Origin of the sequence: Bradyrhizobium frederickii (genome assembly GCF_004570865.1) — a bacterium.
Classification (GTDB): domain Bacteria; phylum Pseudomonadota; class Alphaproteobacteria; order Rhizobiales; family Xanthobacteraceae; genus Bradyrhizobium; species Bradyrhizobium frederickii.
In genome coordinates, this window is the sequence record NZ_SPQS01000017.1 from 180,001 (window position 1) to 182,982 (window position 2,982).

Sequence of the window (2,982 nt, forward strand, 5' to 3'; positions counted from 1 at the left end):
CACTTGATTGCTCTCATTATCAATGTCCACACACTCGGCAGAATGTTGTCTGTACGATTGCCAGGAGACCGAAGTCTCTAAGGCGCGCACCCTCGATGAATGCTACGTACAGCCGGACATTGACTAGAAAGACCAGCTTGCTTCGTAAGATCGTTCCGATAGCGAGGCGGTCAAGCTTCGCTAAAAGGATCATTTACAACTCGCATGCCTTTCAAGTTTGACCTTGAAGGACGCACGAGCGCCGAAATGATCCGGAGATAATGAAGTCTCGCGTGGCAATTGCTTGCCGCACGATCCAACTCGGATCGATCTCCTCTTTACGATGTCAGAAATCACGCAGCTTACCGTCTATCCAGACTGGTAAGTGCGAAGTGATGTTTCGCGGACGACGGCACGGGATCTCGGTGATCAAACCATCTGGTGGAGCCAGACGGGATCGAACCGACGACCTCATGCTTGCAAAGCACGCGCTCTCCCAGCTGAGCTATGGCCCCGTAACCAGAAGACGAAGCGCCTCTCAAAAGTCCGGCGTCGCCCTTCGGGCTATGCCGGACACGCTTCGCTTCATGTCTTGCGTGGCGGTGCCACGCGAAGCCACCGGCGAAGCGTGGTGGGCCTGGGAAGACTTGAACTTCCGACCTCACGCTTATCAAGCGCGCGCTCTAACCAACTGAGCTACAAGCCCCTAACGCATATCCCGTCAAGGACCAGGGATCCTGCATGACGCAGGCCCAGCGCGTGTTCGTCCGCGAAGAAAGAGAAACGTAGACGGCGAAATCCCGCCAATGCAGCTCAACGATCTGGCGATCTGTTGGCCACTGATGTTTCTAAAACGGTTCGATAGAAGCAAGCTTCTGAAGAACCATCCTTAGAAAGGAGGTGATCCAGCCGCAGGTTCCCCTACGGCTACCTTGTTACGACTTCACCCCAGTCGCTGACCCTACCGTGGCCGGCTGCCTCCCTTGCGGGTTAGCGCACCGTCTTCAGGTAAAACCAACTCCCATGGTGTGACGGGCGGTGTGTACAAGGCCCGGGAACGTATTCACCGTGGCGTGCTGATCCACGATTACTAGCGATTCCAACTTCATGGGCTCGAGTTGCAGAGCCCAATCCGAACTGAGACGGCTTTTTGAGATTTGCGAAGGGTCGCCCCTTAGCATCCCATTGTCACCGCCATTGTAGCACGTGTGTAGCCCAGCCCGTAAGGGCCATGAGGACTTGACGTCATCCCCACCTTCCTCGCGGCTTATCACCGGCAGTCTCCTTAGAGTGCTCAACTAAATGGTAGCAACTAAGGACGGGGGTTGCGCTCGTTGCGGGACTTAACCCAACATCTCACGACACGAGCTGACGACAGCCATGCAGCACCTGTGCTCCAGGCTCCGAAGAGAGGGTCACATCTCTGCGACCGGTCCTGGACATGTCAAGGGCTGGTAAGGTTCTGCGCGTTGCGTCGAATTAAACCACATGCTCCACCGCTTGTGCGGGCCCCCGTCAATTCCTTTGAGTTTTAATCTTGCGACCGTACTCCCCAGGCGGAATGCTTAAAGCGTTAGCTGCGCCACTAGTGAGTAAACCCACTAACGGCTGGCATTCATCGTTTACGGCGTGGACTACCAGGGTATCTAATCCTGTTTGCTCCCCACGCTTTCGTGCCTCAGCGTCAGTATCGGGCCAGTGAGCCGCCTTCGCCACTGGTGTTCTTGCGAATATCTACGAATTTCACCTCTACACTCGCAGTTCCACTCACCTCTCCCGAACTCAAGATCTTCAGTATCAAAGGCAGTTCTGGAGTTGAGCTCCAGGATTTCACCCCTGACTTAAAGACCCGCCTACGCACCCTTTACGCCCAGTGATTCCGAGCAACGCTAGCCCCCTTCGTATTACCGCGGCTGCTGGCACGAAGTTAGCCGGGGCTTATTCTTGCGGTACCGTCATTATCTTCCCGCACAAAAGAGCTTTACAACCCTAGGGCCTTCATCACTCACGCGGCATGGCTGGATCAGGGTTGCCCCCATTGTCCAATATTCCCCACTGCTGCCTCCCGTAGGAGTTTGGGCCGTGTCTCAGTCCCAATGTGGCTGATCATCCTCTCAGACCAGCTACTGATCGTCGCCTTGGTAGGCCATTACCCTACCAACTAGCTAATCAGACGCGGGCCGATCTTTCGGCGATAAATCTTTCCCCGTAAGGGCTTATCCGGTATTAGCACAAGTTTCCCTGTGTTGTTCCGAACCAAAAGGTACGTTCCCACGCGTTACTCACCCGTCTGCCGCTGACGTATTGCTACGCCCGCTCGACTTGCATGTGTTAAGCCTGCCGCCAGCGTTCGCTCTGAGCCAGGATCAAACTCTCAAGTTGGACTTGAACTTTGAACCGGCTGATCACAACGTTTGACGAGGTCCCACCATTTTTCCATCGACCGAAGCCGATGAGCTGCCTGCGATTCACATCGCTGGCAACGATGGTGTTTCCTTTAAAACGTGTACCGCCGAAGTCTTTCGTCCGGTCTCGATCAGAAAAGCCGAAGCTTTCCCGAAGCGAGACCCGCAAGGACTCCGCCGTCCACGTTTCTCTTTCTTCATCTTCACTTGTCAAACAGCCCGGGACCAGGAGGCCCCAACCTTCCCTAGGTGGGAAGGGTTCCGACACCCTTACCGACGATGGATGAACTCCAACCGACTTGTGTCGGCTGTTGTGTCACTCAACAAGGTGAGGAGCATCAGTGGCGCGTTCGCTCGCCTTGGTCAGTGACCCGGCGGCGCCGCGCTCAGTGGTTGGGGTTATAGGCCCCACCTTCCGGGCTGTCAACGCCAATCGTCAACAAATCGTCGCACAGTGGATCGTCGAGAAAAATCCAACGTTTCCAGGTGATTAGCGAGGCACCGAGAGCGGCGACGGGACCGAGACGGCAAAAAATCTGAAAAAAAGTTTGGCCGTCGGCGCGCCCCGGAAGGCGCTCCAGACCCCCCTCTTCAGCCC

The 2,982-nt window shown here is 55.7% G+C and carries 1 protein-coding gene, 2 tRNA genes and 2 rRNA genes (1 of these 5 only partly in view); all 5 read right to left on the minus strand.

Annotated elements, in window-relative coordinates; all coding sequences use genetic code 11:
* Positions 1-9 (minus strand): 23S ribosomal RNA (locus E4K64_RS27170); it reaches 2,837 nt to the left of the window's first position.
* A 409-nt stretch (positions 10-418) separates the two neighbouring features.
* Positions 419-494, minus strand: a tRNA-Ala gene (locus E4K64_RS27175).
* Between the two features lie 114 nt (positions 495-608).
* Positions 609-685, minus strand: a tRNA-Ile gene (locus E4K64_RS27180).
* A 187-nt stretch (positions 686-872) separates the two neighbouring features.
* Positions 873-2,361: ribosomal RNA gene (locus tag E4K64_RS27185) — 16S ribosomal RNA — on the minus strand.
* The 16S and 23S rRNA genes sit together here with 2 tRNA genes alongside, the layout of an rRNA operon.
* Before the next feature lie 409 nt (positions 2,362-2,770).
* The coding region (locus E4K64_RS40885; RefSeq protein WP_209311992.1) for a hypothetical protein at positions 2,771-2,982 on the minus strand (212 nt) is incomplete at its 5' end.